Origin of the sequence: Glutamicibacter sp. NPDC087831, assembly GCF_044742845.1 — a bacterium.
Classification (GTDB): Bacteria; Actinomycetota; Actinomycetes; order Actinomycetales; family Micrococcaceae; genus Glutamicibacter.
The window spans coordinates 245,716-265,931 of the sequence record NZ_JBIUVH010000004.1; the positions used below are offsets into that span (position 1 = coordinate 245,716).

Sequence of the window (20,216 nt, forward strand, 5' to 3'; positions counted from 1 at the left end):
CTAGTGGCCTTCGGCTGCCGCGTACTCCTCCAGCACCTTCTTGCCGACCTTGAACGCCACGTTCGCCGCCGGAACGGAACAGTAGATGGCGCACTGCAAGAAGACTTCCTTGATTTCTTCGGGAGCCATGCCATTGCGCAGGGCCGCGTGCACATGCATTTCCAGTTCTTCCCAGTAGCCGCCGGCGATCATTGCGGTCAGCGTGATGGCGCTGCGGGTAGTGCGCGGCAGGCCGTCGCGGGTCCAGATGGTGCCCCATGCGTAGCGGGTGATCATTTCCTGGAATTCGTCGGTGAACTCATTCGAGTTCCTGGTGGAACGCTCAACGTGCTCGTTGCCCAGCACCTGGCGGCGTACCTCCATGCCAGCATCATAGGTATCGCCGGGAAGGCGCGGTGAATCAGCCATTTCTGCAAGTCCTCGCTTCTAGTTGGCCAGCAAGAACTCGGCCAGCAAGGCCGCGGTCTCTTCGGGTGCTTCGGCCGGGGCCAGGTGGGCGGCCGAATCGATGACCGCCATGGTTCCGCGGGGTGCATTTTCGGCGATGAACTCCGCGTCTGCCGGAGGGCACACCTGGTCCTGTGCGCCGTTGATGGCAATGATCGGGTCGCTGGTTGAAGCCAGCTGCCCGCGCACGTCGAATCCTGCCAAGGCGCCGCAGGCGTGGGCGTAGGCGAAGCGGTCAGCGTTCTGCAGGCTGTGCAGCAGCTCGGTGCTGATCACCGGCTCCTTCTCGATGAATCCCGGTGCGAACCAGCGCTCGGCAGAACCGGCGACCATGGTCGGGGTGCCGGCCTTGGCGACCAGCTCGGCACGGTCGGTCCACCCGTCGGGGGTGCCGATCTTCGCCGCAGAGCAGATGGAGGACAACGCGTCGAAGAAGCCGGCGTGGTCCACGGCCAGCTGCAGGGCGGTGGCCCCGCCGACCGACACTCCGGCGTAGTACAGCTTGCTGCCCTCGGAGATGACGCCGTCGGCACGCAGCGCCTCGACGGCCTTGGTGACGCCGGTAGCCAGTTCGGCCAGCGAGAAGGCTTCGGTGGACGGCTTGCTTTCGCCGTGCCCCGGCAGGTCCCAGGCGATGACCTGGAACTTGTCCTTGAGGTAAGGCAAGGCCGGAGCCCACAGCGGCAGGGCCGCAGTGCCCAGCGAGGGGCCGACGATGAGGGTGGGAAGTGCCTTGTCGGTGTGCAGCAAGGAGGGGGTTAGTTGCGGGACTGCCATGATTCCTTCCGTGCCGAGTAATCGGCGAGTACGGTTTCGGTGAAGCGATCCGCGGCACCGAGGTAGCCAGCTGGATCAAATAATTCGTAGAGGTCCTGGTCGTTCAAGTCATGCACGGAGATTTCCAGGCGCAGCAGATCGCGCAGGGAAATGCCCTCGTCGAGGCTGCGGCGCACCAATGCCTGGATGGCCGGTTTTCCGCCGACCACCAGATCAGCTAGGGCGGCAGCGAGTCGTTCGGAGAGCACGGCATCTCCGCCCAGGGCGAGGTTCCGCTCGATGGCAGCGCGATCCACTCCCAGGCCGTTGGCCAGGAACGAAGCGTGGAATGCCGCCCCTGATGCCAGCCGGGCCAGTTCGCGCAGGGCACTCCATTCGGCGTGCCAGCCGCCATCGGGGCGTTCATCCACCGCGGTGCCGGCAGCAGTGAACAGGGTGGAGAGCAATCCGGGGGCGCTGAATGCCGCATTGCGCAGCAGTACCGAGCGCACCGGGTTCTGCTTCTGCGGCATGGCCGAGGAGCCGCCCTTGCCGGCCTCGCGAGGTTCGGACAGCTCGCCGATTTCCGGACGGGAGGCGGTGAGCACATCAGCGCCCAGGGTCCCCAGCGCGGCAATGGCCGCACCCAGTGCGGAGCCAAGCTGGAGAATCGGCATGCGGTTGGTGTGCCAGGGCGTTCCCGGATCCTCCAGGCCCAGCAGGGCCGCCAGATCCGAGGACAGCGACTGGCTTGTGGCCGTTGTCTCCGGCTGGCCGGAGAGCAGCTGCTCCAGGGAGGCGAGCGTGCCCACCGCACCGCCCCATTGCAAGCGCAGCTGCCGCGCCGCGGCATCCAGCTGCTGCTCGGCATCCAGCACGGCCGAGAGCCAGCTGGCCGCTTTCCAGCCCAATGTGGTGGGCAGCGCATGCTGGGTCAGCGAGCGGGCAATGCACACGGTCCCGCGGTGGGCCTGCGCCAGGGCAGCCAACCCGCCAGCGGTGCTGCGCAGATCTGCCAGCGTGAGCGTGAGCGTCTTGGACAGGACCAGCATCAGCGCTGTGTCGATGATGTCCTGGCTGGTGGCACCGCGGTGCAACGCGGTGCCCGCAGTTGCCGCGGCCCCGTCGTGCTTGAGCAGGTCGCGCATCATGCCCAGCAGCGGGATGAGCGCATTGGCCCCATCCGGTGTTCTGGAGGCCAGCAAGGCCAGGTCGTAGCGGTCCGCGCGGGCCACCTCGCGCACGGCCTGCGCATCCTGGACGCTGCACAGGCCGGCATCCGCCTGGACCTGCACCCATCCGGCTTCGGCATCCAGCATGGCTTGGACGAAAGACGCATCGCTGGCCAAGGCCGCGGCCGCAGTTCCTGCCCAGGCGGGGGCCAGCACGCCGTAGTCTGCGCCATCCATTCGGTGCCTCGATTCTTAGCTGTTGAGCGTATAAGCCGTCTATCTAGAACTGTAGTGCCCGGCAACGGGCAACACCCCGCCGGGCGCTCCAACGCCCGTAACAGTGCGGGCACTGGGGCAATCCAGCGGGGTGTCGCGGTGGCAACTAGCTCTCGCGCGGGTAGGAGAGGAACACCGTTTCGTTCTCGCCTTGCAGGCGGATATCAAAGCGCAGCGAGCCGTCGTCTTCGCGAGCAGCAATCAGCGTTGCGCGTTCTGCTTCGCCCAGCGATGACAGCAACGGGTCGCTAGCCAGCGCGTCGGTGTCCTCCGGCAGGTAGATGCGGGTGAACAGGCGATTGAGCAGGCCGCGGGCAAAAACCGCGAGCATGATGAACGGGGCCTTGCCCTCTTCGGTAGCGCCCGGGTTCACGGTGGTGAAGGTGTAGTGCCCGGCGTTATCCACCGCCACCCGTCCCCACCCGGTGAAGGTGTAGTCGTCGCGGACCAGCGAGCCATCGCGGGAAACGACATTGCCGTTCTCGTCGGCCTGCCAGATTTCCAGCAGGGCGTCCGGAATGGCCTCGCCGTTACCGTCATAGACCATCCCGTGCAGGCGCACCGAGCGGGGATGGGCCTGGCTGGCCAGCTCATTGCCTTTCTCATATGGCAATGCGTAGCCGTAGAACGGGCCGATGGTCTGCCCCGGTGTGGGGGCCAGCTTCAGTTCTGGTGCCTGAGCCATGCTAGTGGTCTCCCTCTTCATCTTCCATCCAGGTGCGGTTGGAGCCGGTGAGTACGATGTCCCAGTTGTAGCCGGTAGCCCATTCATGGGACGTCAGCGAATGGTCGTAGCTGGCGACCAGGCGGTCGCGCGCTTCCTTGTCGGTGATCGCCTGGTAGATCGGGTCGAGGCTGAACAGCGGGTCGCCCGGGAAGTACATCTGGGTAATCATGCGCTGGGTGAAGTCGGTGCCGAACAGCGAGAAGTGGATGTGCGCCGGGCGCCAGGCGTTGTGGTGGTTCTTCCACGGGTAGGGTGCCGGCTTGATGGTGGTGAAGGAGTATTCGCCGTTCGGGCCGGTGATGGCGCGTCCCACGCCGGTGAAGTTCGGATCGATCGGGGCCGGATGCTGGTCGCGCTTGTGGATGTAGCGTCCGGCGGCATTGGCCTGCCAGATTTCCACCAGCTGCCCGGCCACCGGGCGGCCGTCGCCATCGAGCACGCGGCCGGCGACCACGATGCGCTCGCCGATCGGCTCGCCGTTGTGCTGGATGGTCAGATCCGATTCCAGCGCGTGCACGTCGCGCTGGCCGAAGGCCGGGGAGTGCAGCTCAATGGTTTCCGGGTCCACATGGCGCAGGTTCTTGGTCGGGTGGCGCAGCAGCGAGGAACGGTAGGGCGCGAAGTCGATGCGCGGCTGGCTCTCGGCTTTCTTGCCCTCGACCACCGACTGGCGGTAGGCCGCATGGATATCGGCGATTTCCTGGCTGATGGATTCTTGCGAGAGCGTCGTGGCTGCGGGATCCAGCACGGGGGAATCGCTGAACGACTCGTTAGCTGTGGTTTCGGTGCTCACTGCGTGCTCCTTTCGAAGGGGGCGTACGGGCGTGGTGGAGGAAATGCTTGGCAAGGGCGAAGGCTAAGCGTGGGGCCAGCCGGTGTAGGACTCGGCCAGGTACTGCTGGCCGAAGCGCGAGGAGGTGACCGTTTCCAGTTCGCCCAGGGCGCGCTTGGCCATGAAAGGGTCCCCGCCTACCGGGGTGTGCAGCATGGAGGTCATCCAGTAGGAGAAGTTCTGCGCCTTCCAGACCCGCTTCAACGCCAGGTCCGAATAGCCGTCCAGCAGCTGTTCGCTGCCGGTGGAGAAGAAGGAATCCAGGGCCTCGAAGAGCACCTTCACATCGGCGAAGGCCAGGTTCAGGCCCTTGGCTCCGGTGGGCGGGACGGTGTGCCCGGCATCGCCGATCAGGAACATCCGCCCGTGGGAGAGGGGTTCGCGCACGAAGGAGCGGAAGCCCAGCACGGTCTTGTCGAAGATCTCGCCGGTTTTCAGCTGGAAATTATCCGGCCCGTCCACGCGCTTTTGCAGCTCGGCCCAGATGCGGTCGTCGCTCCAGGCATTCACGTCTTCGTTCGGGTCGCATTGGAAGTACATGCGCTGCACTGTTTCGCTGCGCTGGGAGATCAGCGCGAAGCCGTGCGGGGAGTTCGCATAGACCAGTTCCGGCGCGGACTTCGGCGCCTCGGTGAGGATGCCGAACCAGGCGAAGGGGTAGGCGACCTTGAAATCCTTGCGCAGCGTTTCGGGCATCTGGCGGCGGGCGAAGGAGCGCGAGCCGTCGGCGCCGACGATCACATCGGCGTGCACCTCGAAGAGGTTGCCCTGCTCATCGGTGAAGCGGAACTTCGGGGTGGAGGTCTCCATATCCAGGATCTCGGTGACTTCGCAGGAGTAGCGCACATCGCCCTGGTCGCGCTGGCGCGCCGCGGCCAGGTCAACGAAGACCTCGTTCTGCGCGTACAGGGTGACGGTGGCGTCGACCAGATCGCGGAAGTCCAGCGGGTGGGATTGACCGTTGAAGCGCAGGTCGATGCCGGCGTGCTCGTCGCCGTGGGTACGCACCCGTCCTTGCACGCCGGACTCGGTGAGCATCTTGACAGCCTGGGCTTCGAGGATGCCCGCGCGGTGGGTGTTGCGGATGGTCTCGTGGTCGCGCCTTTCCACGACGATGTTCTCAATGCCGGATGCGGCCAGCAGGTGGGAGAGCATGAGCCCTGCTGGACCGCCGCCGATGATGCCGACCTTGGTCTTGAGAATGCGCGGATTCTGAGCCATGGGACCTGCCTCGTTAGCGTCTGGACCAGAAGCCGCACTGCCGGCTGCGTTGCCGGACCGATGCATCTGGTCTAAGGAAGTAATATGAACTTCCCTCATGATGCGGCGCATGTGATCGGGCAGACAGCCGGGTTCTCAATGAATGAGAATAATTGGTTGCGCACCTATGCCGCACCGGCCAAGTGCAACAGGGCGCTGGCTTTGCTATTTCCGGTCGCTAGATGTTGTCGATGCGCAGTGCGCGAGCGATGCCCCGGGCTGCGGTGCGTAGCGCCAGGGCTGCGGACTGCAGTGTTCCGGAGTCGCGGGGAACAACCACCGAGATTACGGCAACCTGATAGCCCGCCTCGTCGAGGATCGGGGCGGCGGCACCGGTGGTTTCCGGGTCGATGAATCCGTCGAACGAGGCGAATCCGTTGCGTCGGATTTCCGCCATTTCTGCGCGGAGTTCAGGATGGGTGGCGGTCATCAGTTCGTGGTGGCGTTCCAGGAACCCGTGAATGGTTTCCGGCCGTGAAAAGGCCAAAAGTGCCATGCCCATCGAGGTTCGGTGCACAGGCATGCGTCCGGCGACATTCGCCTGATTGACAACGGAGCCCGGCCGCGAGAGACGCTCGATGATCAGCACCTCGTCCTGGTGCAGTACCGAGAGCTGGGTATTTTGCCCCAGCAGCTGGTTGATGTCCTCCATGAACGGCAATGCCGCGGTGCGAAGGTCCTGGGTGGCAGCGCTTCGATTGGCTAATTCCCAAAGGCGCAAACCCAGCCGCACCTGGCCAGACCCGTCTCGCGCCAGCAAGTCATGGGATACCAATTCATCGAGCAACCTGTACATGGTTGCTTTGGGGATGTCGGCACGCCGGGCCAGGCTGCTGACGCTGAGCGACTGATTGTTGAGATCAAAAGAATTCAGGATCCGAACCAAGCGGTCCAGCATAGAGTCCCCACTGGGCGAATTGGCCATGGAACTATTTTAGGGCAGTGGCTGCTTCGCTTCTCCTGCATCCAGGTGAGCGGCTCTGCGCTTTAGTGCAAGCAGGGTTCGCAATCGCGTCGAATTTCCCTTGTTCATCCAGAGTTAACATCGAATTTTTCCAGCGATTCACATTGAAAAGCGTATCCAAAACATTATTTGAATAGTGGTCGTATTATCGAAATGCTTGATGTAATGTCGTTTTCGAACGCGGAAAAAACTCCAAGAAGGTGGCGGCAATGGTTCGAAATCATCAAGTGAAGCTTGCAGCTTTGATGGCTGCATTGACGCTGGCAGCCAGCGGTTGCGTCAGTGCATCCCAGGGAGGAGCCGGCGATCCTTCTGCTGGCACCGTGTCGCCCACGCCGAGCTCCCCGGAGCAAAATGCCGAAGTTCCGCAGCGCCCGGCGGTCCTCAGCGAGAAAACCGAGGAAGGGCTGCAAGGTGCCATGGAGTACTGGGTACAGCTGCTGAATTATGCGGTGGCGAGCGGTGACACCGCCGCACTCAAGGGCTTCTCGGCAGCGGACTGCACCTTGTGCCAGGAGCTAATCGCCCAGACCGACCAGGCCTATGCCAATGGCGGAAGCGTTGACGAAGGCGAATTCAGGGTTATTGAAACCATGAGCACCCTGGACAAGTATCAAGCATCGCCGGGCGAGCCCAAGGTTGTGTTTGCCAGCTTTGGAATAGAGCGAGCCGCTGGCCAAGTCCTCGGTGCAGATGGAAAGGCGACCAGCGAAATTGAGCCGGTTTCCTGCATGGATTTTGAAGAAAATTGGGATGAGATCGCTTATGACGAGGATGGAAACTTCATTGGATCCATTTGCTCGCTAGCTGTGCAGGATCCGGCGTTCGACGAGTCTTCCGGATGGCAGCCGCTAAATGTCGCGATTAACGCGCAATAGCAATATGTGACTTGGAAAGTGCCCTGGCTGCTTCGGCAGCCGGGGCCTTTTGTGTGCGGGGAACCGGGTGGACCGCGAGGGAAATCTATTGAAGCTACGGGCATCAAATGCTAAAGTTCATTCTACGAACACAAGTTCACGATGTGAACATACCGCAGCGATGGAGCAGTGAGACGATGCAGCAGGCCTACCTATACGACGCAATCCGCACCCCCTTCGGCAAGATCGGCGGCGCGCTGTCCAGCCACCGCCCCGATGACCTTGCCGCCCACGTGGTGCGCGAGCTGGTCGCCCGGGCGCCGCAGCTGGATGTCGCGGATATCGACGAGTCGATCTTCGGCAACGCCAACGGCGCCGGCGAGGAAAACCGCAACGTGGCCCGCATGGCCACCCTGCTCGCCGGGTTGCCGACCTCGCTGCCGGGCACCACGATGAACCGCCTGTGCGGCTCCTCGCTGGATGCCTCGATCGCCGCCGGGCGCCAGATCGCCACCGGCGACGCGGACCTGGTCCTGGTTGGCGGCGTCGAATCGATGAGCCGTGCTCCATGGGTGCTTCCCAAGACCGAGCGTCCTTTCCCGATGAGCAATCTGGAACTGGCCAACACCACCCTGGGCTGGCGCCTGGTCAACCCGGCCATGCCGGGGGAATGGACGGTATCGCTGGGCGAGGCCACCGAGCAGCTGCGCGAGAAGCACGGCATCTCCCGCGAAGACCAGGATGAATTCTCCGCGGCATCGCACCAGCAGGCCGCGGCCGCCTGGGAGGCCGGAAAGTACGACAACTTGGTAGTTCCGGTTCCGCCGGCGAACAAGCGCGGCACCGAAGTCACCCGCGACGAAACCATCCGTGCCGATTCCACTGCCCAGACCCTCTCCAAGCTGCGCACCGTGTTCCGCACCGGGGAGAATGCCACGGTGACCGCGGGCAACGCCTCGCCGATGAGCGACGGCGCCTCGGCGGCCTTCATCGGCTCCGAGCGCGGCGGCGAATTGCTGGGCGCCGCCCCGATCGCCCGCATCGTCTCCAACGGCGCTGCCGCACTGGATCCGCAGTTCTTCGGCTTCGCCCCGGTGGAAGCCGCCAACAAGGCTCTGGCCAAGGCCGGCCTGAAGTGGTCGGATATCGCCGCGGTCGAGCTGAACGAGGCATTCGCGGCCCAGTCCCTGGCCTGCATCCGGGCCTGGGACATCGACCCGGCTATCGTCAATGCCTGGGGCGGGGCCATCTCCATCGGCCACCCGCTGGGAGCCTCGGGCCTGCGCATCCTGGGCACCGTCGCCCGCCGCCTGGCAGAATCCGGCGAGCGCTACGGGCTCGCCGCGATCTGCATCGGCGTCGGCCAGGGCCTGGCTGTCGTCGTCGAAAACGTGAACGCAACCAAGTAGCTTATAGAAAGGCAGCATCATGGCACCACGCATTGCCACCTCGGCCGCGGACGCCGTCGCCGAGATCACCGACGGCGCCACCGTCCTGATCGGCGGCTTCGGCAACGCCGGCCAGCCGATGGAACTGATCGACGCGCTCCTGGACTGCGGCGCGAAGGACCTGACGGTCGTGAACAACAACGCCGGGCAGGCCGACGCCGGCCTGGCCCTGCTGATCAAGGAACGCCGGGTCAAGAAGATCATCTGCTCCTTCCCGCGCCAGTCCGACTCCTGGCACTTCGATGAGGCCTACCGGGCCGGGGAAATCGAGCTGGAGCTGGTTCCGCAGGGCAACCTGGCCGAGCGCATCCGCGCCGCCGGCGCCGGCATCGGCGGGTTCTTCACCCCCACCGGCTACGGCACGCTGCTGGCCGAGGGCAAGGAAACCCGCGTGATCGATGGCAAGGGCTATGTGCTGGAAACCCCGATCCACGCCGATTTCGCGCTGATCAAGGCACTGAAGGCCGACACGCTGGGCAACCTGGTGTACCGCAAGACCGCGCGGAACTTCGGCCCGATCATGGCCACCGCGGCCAAGTCGGCCATCGTGCAGGTGGACGAGGTCGTCCAGGCCGGTTCCATCGATCCGGAAAACGTCATCACCCCGGGCATCTTCGTGGATACCGTGGTGGAACTGGGAGGGGAAAAGTAATGAGCGCAATGACCACCACCGAAGCAAAGCTCACCCGCGATGAAATGGCGCAGCTCGTTGCCGCGGACATCCCGGCCGGAGCATTCGTGAACCTGGGAATCGGCCAGCCGACCAACGTCTCGAACTACCTCACCAAGGAACAGGGCGTCACCCTGCACACCGAGAACGGCATGCTGGGCATGGGCCCGGTCGCCACCGGCGAGGACATCGACCCGGATCTGATCAATGCAGGCAAGATCCCGGTCACGCAGCTGCCGGGCGCCTCCTTCTTCCATCACGCGGATTCTTTCGCGATGATGCGCGGCGGCCACCTGGATGTATGCGTGCTCGGTGCCTTCCAGATCTCCAAGGATGGCGATTTGGCCAACTGGCACACCGGTGCCGAAGGTGCCATCCCTGCTGTGGGCGGCGCCATGGACCTGGCTATCGGCGCCAAGGCGACCTGGGTGATGATGAGCTTGTTCACCAAGGCCGGGGAATCCAAGCTGGTTGAAACGCTGAGCTATCCGGTCACCGGGCTGGGCTGCGTCTCGCGGATCTACACCGAAGTGGCCGTCTTCGAGCTGCGTGATGCCAAGGTCTTCGTGCGCTCCACCCATGGCATCAGCTTCGAGGAGCTGGCCGCCAAGGTCCCGGTGGAACTGACCCAGGCCTAGAAGACCCAGTAGATTAGTGGGGTGCGCATCCGAGTCTTGGAAGTGCGCCCCGCAATCATTTCCAGCGCGCAAGGAGCACGGTGAGCGAGCAGGCAGCAACAACCACATCGGTCCAGTCCCTGGCCCGCGGCTTGGCGGTCATCAGCAGCTTCGATGCCGATCACGCGTCGATGACCCTTTCCGAGGTTGCCGGACGGACTTCCCTGTCCCGGGCCACCGCCCGGCGATTCCTGCTGACCCTGGTGGAGCTGGGCTATGTGCGCACCGACGGCAAGCATTTCGAGCTGACCAGCAAGGTCCTGCAGCTGGGGTACTCGTACCTGTCCAGCGCCACCTTGCCGCAGCTGATCGAACCGGTGCTCGAGGAACTCTCGGCTGCTGTGCATGAATCGGCCTCCGCTTCCATCCTGGACGGATCGCAGATCGTCTACATCGCCCGGGTGCATACCCGTTCGATCATGCGCGTGGGCATTTCGGTGGGCACCCGCTTCCCGGCGGCCAATACCTCCATGGGCCGGGTGTTGCTGGCCTACCAGCCTGAAGAAATCAGCGAGGCGGTGATCGCCGCCGGCGTGCATTCAATGACCGGGCTGGGGATCGATGGCCCGGATCAGCTACGCGTTGAACTTCAACGGATCCGTACCCAGGGCTATGCCGTGGTAGACCAGGAATTGGAGATCGGCCTGCGCTCGGTGGCGGTGCCGGTATTCAGCGCCGATGGCACCGTGGTCGCCGCGATGAACGTGTCGATGAGCGTGCGCCCCGATACTACGCAGAGCGCCGAACAGGCAGCCGAGGTGGTTTTGCCGCAGCTGCTCGAAGCTGCCGCGCAGGTACGCGAAGCCCTCGCCGCCAGCCGCTAGTACCCGCCGGGATCAGGCGGTGGCCGGATCCCATTCGATGCCAGCACACGTGGTGATCGCGGCGAGCCGCGCAGGCCAGCACCAGTTGCTAGGGCTCGCGCACGTCCCGGCGGATCGGGTGCCCTTCGGGTACCTGCACCAGCACGATTCTGGTGCCGTCGGGATCCTGGATCCATGCTTCCATCAGGCCCCAGTCCTCCTTGCGCGCCTCGCGCTGCACCGTCGCACCGCGGGCCGTCAACTGTTCCAGCTCTGCCTGCACGTCGCGCACCTGCAGCCACAGCACCAGCGTGGACGGCTTCCCTGGCGGCCGGTGCCCGGAGACTTCTAGCAGGCCATTGCCCAGGAAGAACACCATTCCCGGCTGCTGTGCCGGACCGAATTCCCGGGCAACGGCTAGTTGCAGCACATCTCGATAGAACTGCTGGGTTGCGGCCAGGTCAATTGGCCGCAGCAGCACCCTGCTGGAAAGTACGTCCATGCCCACCAATCTAGTAGCTGGCTGGCGCTCTGCCTAGGTGCGAGCCAGGCGCATCCCGGCATCGGCGCGGACGCCGGGATGCGCCGATTCCCGCTTACAGGTAGCAGGAAGGGCGGTAGCCCGGATCGGCCGGACCATCCGTGGACAGTGCGTTGAGCACCCAGCGGTGGACTACAGGATCAACGGCCATGCTGGCGTGTCCCGAGGCATCCAGCGGGCACTTGTCCTGGCGCAGCACGTTGGTCACGTGCTCGCTGTCTCCCTGCAGGAACTGGGACTTGTACGGCATGACGACCTCGTCGTACTTGGTGGAAATGACCGTGTAATCCGGGCCTGCGACGGTGTCGCCGATCGAATTCAGCTCGGTCATGAACTCGCTGCCCGCCACCTGGTCGGCGCAGGCGTCGCAGATCCAGCCAGCGTAGCTGCCGGCAATCCTGACTCCGGTAGCGCTCGGCACCAGAATGCCCTGGGTGCCGTGGCTCGATGGGGCGATGGCCACCTATTCGTTGACATGTTTTGCTCCGCCCATGTGCCCCATGTACCAGCGGGGCATCATTCCGCCCTGGCTGTGCCCGACGATGTCCACCTTCTTGGCGCCGGTGGCCTGGCGGACGCGGTCAATGAAGTCGCGCAGTTCGGCTGCCGAGTCCGGGGCATGCGCCGCACCCGAGATGCCGTTTTCCAAGCCGTAGTTCAGTGCGAAAACGCAATAGCCGTTGCGCTTGAGCTTGGGGGGACAGTGAGATCCAGTTGAAGTCCATGGTGGCAAAGGTGCCGTGGACGAGGACTACGGGATAGGGATGTTCGGAATCGGGTGCGCAATCCCAATTATTAGCCCCGGCCGGGCTGATGTTCAGGGACGAAGCTGTTTCGGCTTGTGCGGTGCTTGCCGCGCTCGGTGCGATGGCCGGGGCGGTGAGTGTTGCAGCGGCCAGGCACAGCGCGCCCAGAACGGAAAGTATGCGTCGTTGCATGGTGGTCCGTCGAGTAAAAGATGGGAGGCACTTGCTACTGGCCGGCAGTAACACGAAATGATCACAGTAATTTTAGTTTCTGTCTAGGATTTTCTGGTGACAAGGTTTTGCGTGAAGTAGGATGCGTTCCCTCCAGATTGCGCGAATTTTCCCTGGAATGCCCGCAAGCCTTCGCACTAGCTTGAACCCTGCTTTATGTCGGAGTTATCCATCGTGACTAGCTGGTTTTTGGGGGGCGCTTGTGGTGGCCGGCAGAAGGGTAAGCGGGACTTGGGTGCGCTTCGCTTCAGATTTCCTGGGCGGGTGGCGCCCGGGGTACTGTGACGGATCGCGGTAATGGAATTTACTTGTATCTTCAATCAATTACGGTATGCTTGGCTTATTGAACCTTGTTGGGAACGCCGCCGGAAGGCTGTGATTCCACCATCGGGAACCGCCCGCAAACAACTTATGAGGAGTTGGCCTGCTATGAGCAACCTGTTGAGCGATGTGCGTTCCGCCAATTGGAGCAGTGCCCCGGAATCCGGTGCCGTGCTGGTCTTCCTGCATGGCTTCGGCTCCAATGAACACGACCTCGGCTCGCTCGCCGAACCGCTGGGATTGGATCTGCCTTGGGCTTCGCTGCGCGCTCCGCTGGAATTGGGCCACGGTGGGGCCGCCTGGTTCCAGATCACCACTCCGGGCGTCCCCGACGCGGCGCCGGTGCAAGCGGCCACCGCGGCGATCTGGGCCTGGATCGATGCAAATGTAGACACCGCCACCAAGATCATTCCAGTCGGTTTCTCCCAGGGCGGGCTGATGGCCAGCCAGCTGCTGCGCACCCGGCCCGAGCGGGTGCTGGCCACCACAATCCTGGGCGGATTCGTCTTAGGCGGCACCCAGTCAGCCGATGAAATCATCGCCGCGCAGCGTCCAGCAGTGTTCTGGGGCCGTGGCACCGAAGACCGGGTCATTGCCCCGGTCGCCATTGAACGCACCACCAAGTTCCTGCCCGAGCATTCGACCCTGACCGCCCGCACCTACTCGGGGTTGGCCCACGGGATCAACATGGATGAACTGAACGACGTCCGCAGCCATATCACCGCGCAACTTGACCTGATACCGCTGGGCAAGTCCTGAAGCGCGGCTGGCGGGCAGCAGGGCCCGCCGGCCGGGATAACCTTGTGCCATGGACAATGTTGAGCAAGCACTGGGCAGAATCCGCGCGGCTATCGAGAAGCTGCACCTCGCAGCGGCCCAGGACCATGACGCGCAACGCGCCCATGCGGCTCGCTGGATTGATGGCCTCTTCGAGGATATCGAAAGCCGAGAGCAACTGCGAGAGGCTTCCCGGAAGGCCTTGGAACTCTACCGCGGCGGCATGGGGTCCTTCCAGGATGTGGGAACCGCGGTCATGGATGACGCGGTGAGCGGACTGCGCCGAGCCTTGGGCTCCGCGCGCTCCTGGCTCTTGCGCAGCTAGGAGCGGCATCTGGCAGGGAGCAATCCCCGCGGCGCGTGCCGCTACGCGGCGACGGTTTCCTCGACGTCCCGGATCCTGGCATTTTCATCGGCCACGCGGGTTTTGCGCACGCTCCACGCGTGGGTCAGGATGACCAGCAGGATGCCGGGGATCAGCCAGAGGATTAGCCGCAGGAGATCCATGCCGATGGACTGCCCGGGGAAGTAGGCGAGGGTCTGCACTGCGTGCAGCCACCCGGCGCCATTCCAGAAGGTATTGAGTGCACCGTAGAATCCCGGCTGCATTTGCGGCTGGAAGATCCCGCCGGAACTGGTGAAATTCAGTGCGACGAAGCACAAGGTCAGCGTCGGGGTGGTCCAGTGGCGCAGCAGTGGATGCAGGCCCAGGCCCAGCAGGGTGATGCCGGCGGCGTAAACCCAGGAAATCAGCCAGATGCCCGCGTAATGATCCTCGATGATCCGGTAGACCGGGCCCGCGATCAGCACCGTGATTGTGGCAACCACCGCTGCGGCAACCGCCGCCATGGCGAAGCGCACGGGCAGCTTGACCTTGCCCATGAACCCGGCCAGCGGCACGGCGCTGGCGTAGCCGCCAATGCTCAAGGCGACCAGCAGGAAGAACAGCCCCTGCCCGGTGGTGTCCTGCTCGCCGGTGGGCACGACATCTTCGATGCGCAATGGCTGGCCTTGTTCGTAGGCCACCTCCAAGAAGACTTTCTGGGCGATATTCGCCGAGGTTTCCGACGCGGCGCTAGAGCTGTAGAGCGTTGCCGTGCCGCCGCTGGTTTCGTAGGCGGCCACGAGCTCGCGCTGCTCTACCAGTTTCCGGGCCTGGTCCGCATCGGCGACGGTGTGCACATTCAATGCACCGTCGGACCCATCCTGCAGGGTCTGGGCGAAAACCTTGGATTGCGCGGAATCGCCCACCACCGCCACCTGCACGTTGTGCGGACTGGGCGCGTGGAAGGCCCCCAGATAGAACAAGCCCATGATGGCGCACAGGAAGAACGGGATCAGCATGGTCAACACGAGCTTTCCCCAGCCCAGTGGTGCCGGCTTGGCTGCGGGGGACTTCTTCTTGGCCGGATTATCGGCATGCTTGGAAGCGGGGGATTGGCGCGGGGCGTTGTCGGTGAGAGTCATCAGCATTAAAGAATACGCTTAATGTTGCATGATGCAACATTGAGTGCCCGGCAAAGCCCTGCGTACTAGACTCGGAACATGGGCAAGGAACAGCGGGAAGCCGATATCCAATCGATCTTCCACCACATGCAAATGATTACCCGACGTGCCAATACGCGCTCACGCCAGTTGGCCGAGCCGCTGACACTCGTGGAGCATTCCCTGCTGCGCTTCATTGCCGATACGCCCGGAACCCGGGCCACCGACATTGCCGAGGCGTTCTCGCTGAACCGCTCGACAGTCTCCCGGCAGGTAGGCACGCTGCTGGACTTGGGATATATCGCCTATGATGATGCGGAATCCGGGCGCGGCCGCGTAGTGGAACTGACTGGCGTGGGCCGCGAGCGGCTTCAGGCTTCCGCCGCCGTGCACCGCGCTGCGGTAACCGATCGTCTGGAGGGCTGGAGCGAAGAGCAGATCTCGGCCTTTGCCAAAGCCTTGGAACGCTATAACGTTGCCGACTCGCAGTAGGTGCAGGGAAATCTGCAACTTGCCTTAGGCGATCCTGGCGAAACGCGGGCCGTTGTAGCCATCGCGTTCAACGTGCTCCGCAAACATCTCCAGTGGCCGAGCCCAGAAGCTGTAGTCATCGTAGAGCTTGCGGTAGAAGACCAGTGGCTCTTCGGTTTCGCTGTGCTTCCCCACGGCCAGCACCTCGTAGCGCTGACCCTTGAAGTGCTGGTAAATTCCGGGTTCGATGCTCAACCTGGTGGCCTTTCTGATCAATGATGGTGCTGGAAAACTTACCGCGGTCCGTGCCCGGTGCCGCCGCTGCGCTGGACCAGCAGGTGCTCCAGGATCGGATCCAGGACGGCCAGCCCGTCTTTCACTCCGCCGGTGGACCCGGGCAACGTGATGACGAAGCTGTTGCCGGAGAATCCTGCGACCCCGCGGGTAATGATGGACAGCGCGGTGGTCGCTTCTCCGCGCCGGCGGATGGCCTCGATGATTCCGGGCAGCTGGACGTCCAGCAGCGGGGCAACCATTTCGGGGGACTGGTCATCGGGTGAGACCCCGGTCCCGCCGGTCACGATCACGACCTGCGCGTCGTTGGCCAGCAGGTCATCCACGGCAAAACGCACCGGCTGCCCGTCGGCCACCACCGTCGGCTCGCCGGTCTCGAAGCCGCGCTCGGACAGCCACCGGGTGATCAGCGGACCGGTCTTGTCTTCGGCGGTGCCTGCTGCGGCACTGGTCGAAGCAACCACCACGGCCGCCATGCGGCTAGTCTCCACGAACCCAGTCACCGCTCTTGCCGCCGGACTTCGCCAAAACCTTCACCGAGCGGACCTCGGCGTGCTTGTCCACGGCCTTGACCATGTCGTAGAGGGTCAGGGCCGCAACGCTGGCCGCGGTCAACGCTTCCATCTCCACCCCGGTGACGCCCTTGGTGGTCACCTGGGCGGTGACGCGCACCGCGGATTCCTCGGCGGTGAAATCAATGGACACCTTGGAAATCGGCAGCGGGTGGCACAGCGGAATCAGTTCCCAGGTGCGCTTGGCCGCCATGATGCCAGCGACCCTTGCGGTGCCCAACGCCTCGCCCTTGGGCAACTGCCCGGTCATCAGCATCGGGACAACATCCGGGCGGGTGGCGAAGATGGCTTCTGCGGTGGCCACGCGCTTGGTGACGGCCTTGTCGCTGACATCGACCATATGGGCGCTGCCGTCTTCGCGCAGGTGGGTGAGTCTCTCAGACATTCATGCTCCAAATTTCGATGCTTTGGCCGGCAGCCAACTGGCTGACGCCTACCGGGATATGCACCAGCGCATCGGCGCGGGCCAGATCGTGGACTAGGTGGGATCCCGGATCCAGGATGGCGACCTGGCCATCGCGGATCAGCGCGCGGCGCACCTGGTGCTTGTGCTCGGGGGAACTGGCATCGGTTGCCAGCGGGTAGTGCCTGGGCAAGGGCTCTGGCAGGGCATTGAGCTGTCGCAGCAGCGGGGCCAGGAACAGTTCTGCCGACAGCAGGGCACTGACCGGGTTGCCCGGGAAGCACAGCACCGCTGCCTTGGCCAGTCGGGCGAAGCCTTGCGGACCGCCGGGCTGGATGGCCACATGGTGGAAAACCCCGCCTAGCGGCGACAGCGCTTGGCGGACCACCTCGTAAGCTCCGGCGCTGATACCGCCCACGGTTACGATCAGGTCAACCTGTTCCTGCAAGACATCGATGGCCAGGGCGAAGCGCTGCGGATCATCGGGCAGCTGCAAGGTGCGCACCTGCACCTGATAGCGGCGCAGCCAGGCTGCGAGCATAGGGGAATTCGAGTCCGGGATCTGGCCCTGGGAACGCTGTCCATCGCTGAGCTCATCGCCGGTAGTGCACACGGCCACCTTCAAGGCCCGGCGCACCGGTACTTCACGCAGCCCGCTGGAAACCAGTGCAGCAATCATGGTCGGGGTCAGCCGGGTTCCGGCCTTGGCCACCAAGGCGCCGGTTTCGAGATCACCGCCGGCGGGGCGGATGAAGCGGCCCGCGGCGCTGGGGGCCGAGAATTCCGCGTGGCCGCTGGGGGTGCCAAAGCCGGCACGAACCAATTCCGGGAAAGCGCCAGAGCCGCTTTCCTCGATGGGGATGACGGTGTCAGCACCCAGCGGGATCATCGCACCGGTCATCACCGGACTGACCGTGCCTTCAGCCAGGGATATTTGCCGATCGCCGGCAGCAGCCGTGAAACCCAATGGCAAAGAGATGGGGGAGCGGAGCGAGGCTGCTGCCAGATCCGCGCTGCGCGCAGCGTAGCCATCCATCTGCGAATTGGTGAACGCAGGGATGGGCAAAAGGGCGTACTGGTCCTCGCTGAGGATTCGATCGCTGGCCTCAGGGCTATCGATGGGCAGCACTTCATTGTCCAGGCAGGCGAAGACCGGGGACATCAGCTCTTCAAGTTCCGCGCGATGGCTTTCCAGAGTGCAGGACATGGACTATCCGCCTGCGAACGGCGGCAGGACATCCACGGTCAGATCGTCGGCAGTGCCCAGCTCGCCGGCATCGCGGCGCACCACGCCGTTGATCAGGAAACTTCCGGCGCGCAAAACCTGGGCCATTTCAGGTCCGTAGGAATCGATCAGTTCGCTACGCAGCCTGGCGAGTGTATCGGGGCGTTCCCAGCTCTCCTGCTCGCAGCCCGCTGCTGCCGCCGCGGCAGCGAAGTAGCGTATCGTAATCTTCGACATGACTTCATGCTATCGCGCCTAGGCGATAAGGAGCACGATGAAAAGCGAACGCGACTTTCCCGCGCTTGTGGCCCCCGGGCCGCCACTGAGCGGCGAACAGGCTGCTCGCGCTGCACGCCAACTCTCGTTGCCCGGATTTGATGACACTGCGCAGCGCAGGCTGGCTGCCGCCCGGGTACTGGTTATCGGCGCCGGAGGGCTGGGCAGCGCCAGTGTCCCGTATCTGGTCGGAGCGGGAGTAGGCTCCATCGGCATCGTGGATGATGACGTGGTGGAGCTATCCAACCTGCACCGCCAGGTCACGCACACCACCGCTAATATCGGCTTGGCCAAGACCGCTTCCCTGGCGCAGGCCGCCACGGCGCTGGACCCCAATGTGAAGATCATCGAGCACAACCTGCGCCTGGATTCATCGAATGCGCTTCAGATTTTTGCGAATTATGACCTCGTCATCGATGGCAGCGACAACTTCCCGACCCGGTACCTGTCCAATGACGCCGCGCAGCTCACCGGCATCCCGCTGATCTGGGGATCGATCCTGCAGCATCATGGACAAGTTTCCGTGGCCTGGCATGAGCATGGTCCGGGTTACCGCGACCTGTTCCCGGTCCCGCCTGCCCCGGGCACCGTGCCGGATTGCGCGGCCGGGGGAGTATTGCCTGGATTGTGCGGAACCGTCGGTTCGCTGCTGGCTACCGAAGCCTTGAAGCTGATCGCCGGAATCGGTGCCCCGCTGGTGGGCAAGGTGCTGATCTACGATGCGTTGGCGGCTAGCACCCGTACCCTCGAATTCTCCCGTGATCCCCAAGCAGGCGAAGTCACCGACCTGATCGATTATGTGCTTTTTTGCTCGGGAACGCTGCCCGAAGCTGAAGGCATCGGCGCCGAGGCGCTCGCCGAAGCACTAACTGGTGATGCAGCTCCGGTTTTATTGGACGTGCGCAATGATGACGAACGCGCGCAACAGCACATCACCGGGTCCCTGCACCTTCCGCTGCCCCAGCTGGAAGCAGCCATCGAATCCGGGGCCGAACTGGAACAGATCCCGGCACAGGTGACGGTTTACTGCGTCCGTGGCCCGCGCTCGCAACGCGCAGCATCCTTGCTCGCAGGACGAGGCATCAAAACAAACTATCTTGAAGGCGGGCTTCCCGCTCTGGCCGCCGTGGCCCCGCAGCTACTGACCGAACCCGCACATACCGAAGGAACCCGATCATGAGCTACGCGCTGATTACCGAAGAACCTATCGACGAGGCTGCCGTCCGCGATGCCGTGCAGTCTGATACCGCCGGTGCGCTGGTGATGTTCCACGGGATCATCCGCAATCACGATGGTGGCCAGTCGGTGAATTCCCTGGACTACTCGCATCACCCGCAGGCTCAAGAATTCTTGGAGAAGATTATTGCCGAAGAAGAACGCACCGGCCTGAAGCTCTCGGCTGTGCACCGCGTGGGTCCGCTAAAGATTGGCGATGCCGCGCTGGTGGCTGCCTCGGCGGCTGCGCACCGCAAGGAAGCCTTCGACGCAATTGAGAACCTGGTGGAGCGCATCAAGGCCGAGGTCCCGATCTGGAAGAAGCAGCACTTCACGTCCGGCAGCTCCGAATGGGTGGGGCTGTAATCGTCTTGAACCCGGTCAAGGACAGTTGGGTGGATCTCGATTTGTTGGATTGCACGACAGGCCTCTTGGCTCGTGAATGGTGGGTCTGCCTGGAGCTCTTGATTTCATGAAGACCGGGTTTTCGACTGAAGTTGGCGGGGCATGATGAGAGACCTGAAGAACTATTGACGCAACTATTGACGGTACGGGGCTGGATGATCATTGGTGAGCTAGTCAAAGGTGTCTTGCAACTGATAATGGGGTCATAATCCGAAGAGGTTGCTGATAACACATGGTTGCAAGAAAATTCGGGCGTCGAGTTTTCAAGGATTTTAAGCTGAAGAAGGGGTGGACGGCAAGACGTCTTACAACCCATTGGTTATAAGACGGTGCCCGATTCATCGTTCTTTATAGAATACGGATTT

24 protein-coding genes and 1 pseudogene are annotated in these 20,216 nt (G+C 63.5%); 10 read left to right on the forward strand and 15 right to left on the reverse strand.

Annotation, left to right across the window (positions count from 1 at the left end):
* The 7 genes from pcaC to ACIOJF_RS14150 form a co-directional block, all read right to left on the reverse strand.
* Positions 1–408 carry a 4-carboxymuconolactone decarboxylase gene (pcaC, locus tag ACIOJF_RS14120; protein ID WP_105658571.1) on the reverse strand — a complete coding sequence of 136 codons (408 nt, stop codon included), beginning with the start codon at positions 406–408 and terminating at the stop codon, positions 1–3.
* A gap of 18 nt (positions 409–426) precedes the next feature.
* Positions 427–1,224, reverse strand: a complete 798-nt coding sequence (locus tag ACIOJF_RS14125) for an alpha/beta fold hydrolase (protein WP_166650807.1) — start codon at positions 1,222–1,224, stop codon at positions 427–429.
* Entirely contained in the window at positions 1,206–2,612 is a 1,407-nt protein-coding gene (locus tag ACIOJF_RS14130) for a lyase family protein (protein ID WP_105658570.1), read from the reverse strand. The genes ACIOJF_RS14125 and ACIOJF_RS14130 overlap by 19 nt, the downstream gene beginning before the upstream one ends.
* 145 nt (positions 2,613–2,757) lie before the next feature.
* The gene (pcaG, locus tag ACIOJF_RS14135; protein WP_402741780.1) at positions 2,758–3,336 is read right to left on the reverse strand and encodes a protocatechuate 3,4-dioxygenase subunit alpha; all 579 of its coding nucleotides are present in this window, start codon (positions 3,334–3,336) and stop codon (positions 2,758–2,760) included.
* Position 3,337: 1 nt separating this feature from the next.
* A complete protein-coding gene (gene pcaH, locus ACIOJF_RS14140) occupies positions 3,338–4,171 on the reverse strand; it encodes a protocatechuate 3,4-dioxygenase subunit beta (protein ID WP_105658568.1) in 834 nt (277 codons plus the stop codon).
* 63 nt (positions 4,172–4,234) lie between these two features.
* Positions 4,235–5,431, reverse strand: coding sequence for a 4-hydroxybenzoate 3-monooxygenase (locus tag ACIOJF_RS14145; protein WP_105658567.1), 1,197 nt, complete (start codon positions 5,429–5,431; stop codon positions 4,235–4,237).
* 217 nt (positions 5,432–5,648) lie between these two features.
* Positions 5,649–6,395 carry an IclR family transcriptional regulator gene (locus ACIOJF_RS14150; protein ID WP_105658566.1) on the reverse strand — a complete coding sequence of 249 codons (747 nt, stop codon included), beginning with the start codon at positions 6,393–6,395 and terminating at the stop codon, positions 5,649–5,651.
* Positions 6,396–6,661: 266 nt separating this feature from the next.
* Here ACIOJF_RS14150 and ACIOJF_RS14155 point away from each other — a divergent pair, with 266 nt between their 5' ends.
* The 5 genes from ACIOJF_RS14155 (at position 6,662) to ACIOJF_RS14175 (ending at position 10,910) form a co-directional block, all read left to right on the forward strand.
* Positions 6,662–7,312: a DUF6318 family protein gene (locus tag ACIOJF_RS14155; RefSeq protein ID WP_105658565.1), complete on the forward strand. Its 651-nt coding sequence runs from the start codon at positions 6,662–6,664 to the stop codon at positions 7,310–7,312.
* 176 nt (positions 7,313–7,488) lie between these two features.
* Complete coding sequence (locus ACIOJF_RS14160; RefSeq protein ID WP_105658564.1) at positions 7,489–8,700, forward strand: thiolase family protein; 1,212 nt, start codon at positions 7,489–7,491, stop codon at positions 8,698–8,700.
* 19 nt (positions 8,701–8,719) lie between these two features.
* On the forward strand, positions 8,720–9,391 hold the full coding sequence (locus ACIOJF_RS14165) for a 3-oxoacid CoA-transferase subunit A (RefSeq protein ID WP_105658563.1): 672 nt from the start codon (positions 8,720–8,722) through the stop codon (positions 9,389–9,391).
* A complete protein-coding gene (locus tag ACIOJF_RS14170) occupies positions 9,391–10,047 on the forward strand; it encodes a 3-oxoacid CoA-transferase subunit B (RefSeq protein WP_105658562.1) in 657 nt (218 codons plus the stop codon). Before ACIOJF_RS14165 ends, ACIOJF_RS14170 begins: the two co-directional genes overlap by 1 nt.
* An 80-nt stretch (positions 10,048–10,127) precedes the next feature.
* Positions 10,128–10,910 (forward strand): IclR family transcriptional regulator C-terminal domain-containing protein, encoded by a 783-nt coding sequence (locus ACIOJF_RS14175; protein WP_105658561.1) that lies wholly within the window; start codon positions 10,128–10,130, stop codon positions 10,908–10,910.
* An 88-nt stretch (positions 10,911–10,998) separates the two neighbouring features.
* On the opposite strand, the gene ACIOJF_RS14180 is transcribed toward ACIOJF_RS14175, so the two are convergent.
* Complete coding sequence (locus tag ACIOJF_RS14180) at positions 10,999–11,391, reverse strand: VOC family protein (RefSeq protein ID WP_102598610.1); 393 nt, start codon at positions 11,389–11,391, stop codon at positions 10,999–11,001.
* Positions 11,392–11,485: 94 nt separating this feature from the next.
* Positions 11,486–12,163, reverse strand: a pseudogene (locus ACIOJF_RS14185) (lipase family alpha/beta hydrolase).
* A gap of 673 nt (positions 12,164–12,836) precedes the next feature.
* Between ACIOJF_RS14185 and ACIOJF_RS14190 the strand changes: the two are divergent.
* Positions 12,837–13,487, forward strand: a complete 651-nt coding sequence (locus ACIOJF_RS14190; RefSeq protein ID WP_181148920.1) for an alpha/beta hydrolase — start codon at positions 12,837–12,839, stop codon at positions 13,485–13,487.
* A 49-nt stretch (positions 13,488–13,536) separates the two neighbouring features.
* Positions 13,537–13,830: a DUF6966 domain-containing protein gene (locus tag ACIOJF_RS14195; protein ID WP_402741781.1), complete on the forward strand. Its 294-nt coding sequence runs from the start codon at positions 13,537–13,539 to the stop codon at positions 13,828–13,830.
* Between the two features lie 41 nt (positions 13,831–13,871).
* Here the strand turns inward: ACIOJF_RS14195 and ACIOJF_RS14200 are convergent, their stop codons facing one another.
* Positions 13,872–14,972: a hypothetical protein gene (locus ACIOJF_RS14200; protein WP_105658558.1), complete on the reverse strand. Its 1,101-nt coding sequence runs from the start codon at positions 14,970–14,972 to the stop codon at positions 13,872–13,874.
* 78 nt (positions 14,973–15,050) lie between these two features.
* On the opposite strand from ACIOJF_RS14200, the gene ACIOJF_RS14205 reads away from it, so the two are divergent.
* Complete coding sequence (locus tag ACIOJF_RS14205) at positions 15,051–15,482, forward strand: MarR family winged helix-turn-helix transcriptional regulator (protein WP_105662461.1); 432 nt, start codon at positions 15,051–15,053, stop codon at positions 15,480–15,482.
* A 24-nt stretch (positions 15,483–15,506) separates the two neighbouring features.
* Here the strand turns inward: ACIOJF_RS14205 and ACIOJF_RS14210 are convergent, their stop codons facing one another.
* The 5 genes from ACIOJF_RS14210 to ACIOJF_RS14230 are packed head-to-tail and all read right to left on the reverse strand — an operon-like array spanning position 15,507 to position 18,192.
* Positions 15,507–15,716, reverse strand: coding sequence for a DUF1653 domain-containing protein (locus tag ACIOJF_RS14210; protein ID WP_013347838.1), 210 nt, complete (start codon positions 15,714–15,716; stop codon positions 15,507–15,509).
* A 38-nt stretch (positions 15,717–15,754) separates the two neighbouring features.
* Entirely contained in the window at positions 15,755–16,246 is a 492-nt protein-coding gene (locus ACIOJF_RS14215) for a molybdenum cofactor biosynthesis protein B (protein ID WP_105658556.1), read from the reverse strand.
* Positions 16,236–16,712: a cyclic pyranopterin monophosphate synthase MoaC gene (gene moaC, locus ACIOJF_RS14220; RefSeq protein WP_105658555.1), complete on the reverse strand. Its 477-nt coding sequence runs from the start codon at positions 16,710–16,712 to the stop codon at positions 16,236–16,238. The genes ACIOJF_RS14215 and moaC overlap by 11 nt, the downstream gene beginning before the upstream one ends.
* Positions 16,705–17,937, reverse strand: coding sequence for a molybdopterin molybdotransferase MoeA (locus tag ACIOJF_RS14225; RefSeq protein WP_105658554.1), 1,233 nt, complete (start codon positions 17,935–17,937; stop codon positions 16,705–16,707). The genes moaC and ACIOJF_RS14225 overlap by 8 nt, the downstream gene beginning before the upstream one ends.
* Before the next feature lie 3 nt (positions 17,938–17,940).
* On the reverse strand, positions 17,941–18,192 hold the full coding sequence (locus tag ACIOJF_RS14230) for a MoaD/ThiS family protein (protein ID WP_105658553.1): 252 nt from the start codon (positions 18,190–18,192) through the stop codon (positions 17,941–17,943).
* Positions 18,193–18,229: 37 nt separating this feature from the next.
* Here ACIOJF_RS14230 and ACIOJF_RS14235 point away from each other — a divergent pair, with 37 nt between their 5' ends.
* Entirely contained in the window at positions 18,230–19,411 is a 1,182-nt protein-coding gene (locus tag ACIOJF_RS14235; protein WP_105658552.1) for a ThiF family adenylyltransferase, read from the forward strand.
* Complete coding sequence (locus ACIOJF_RS14240; RefSeq protein WP_105658551.1) at positions 19,408–19,812, forward strand: molybdenum cofactor biosynthesis protein MoaE; 405 nt, start codon at positions 19,408–19,410, stop codon at positions 19,810–19,812. Before ACIOJF_RS14235 ends, ACIOJF_RS14240 begins: the two co-directional genes overlap by 4 nt.
* The last annotated feature ends 404 nt before the right edge of the window (positions 19,813–20,216 follow it).